At 69.1% G+C, this 411-nt stretch carries 1 protein-coding gene; it reads left to right on the plus strand.

What is annotated here, in order from left to right:
* On the plus strand, positions 1-262 hold a 262-nt coding region (locus K9U41_RS23490; RefSeq protein WP_282643235.1), incomplete at its 5' end, for a GNAT family N-acetyltransferase.
* Positions 263-411 lie beyond the last annotated feature (149 nt).

A 411-nucleotide genomic window follows, 5' to 3' on the forward strand; every position in this document is an offset into this window, starting at 1 on the left:
GGACGAGGTCGAGCTGGCCCGGCTCATCGTCGACCCCACGCGACGCCGCGAGGGAATCGGGCGGCGTCTGGTCGAGGTCCTGCTCGCCCTCGCCCGCGAGCACGGACGCAGCGACTGTTTCCTCCGCGTCGTCCCCGACAACACCGCCGCCCGGGCGCTCTACCGGTCGACCGGGTTCGTCGAGGTCGACGAGGCCTCGATGCTCGAGTGGAACCAAGGGCAACCCACGACGTACACCTGGATGCAGCACACGGACTTCTGAACGGACCGGCCATGTTGCCGGTTCTTGATCGGACCGCCGACCTGCTCCTTCACTTCATGTCTGCTCGCCAGCCCGGTCGAGGGCGGTACGCCACCGGAGGGTCGCCCTCCTGCTCGTCCGAGTTCGGCCATCTGCCGCGGGGGAAGCTC

The sequence above is a fragment of the Xanthobacter autotrophicus genome (assembly GCF_029991245.1).
GTDB lineage: Bacteria > Pseudomonadota > Alphaproteobacteria > Rhizobiales > Xanthobacteraceae > Xanthobacter > Xanthobacter autotrophicus_C.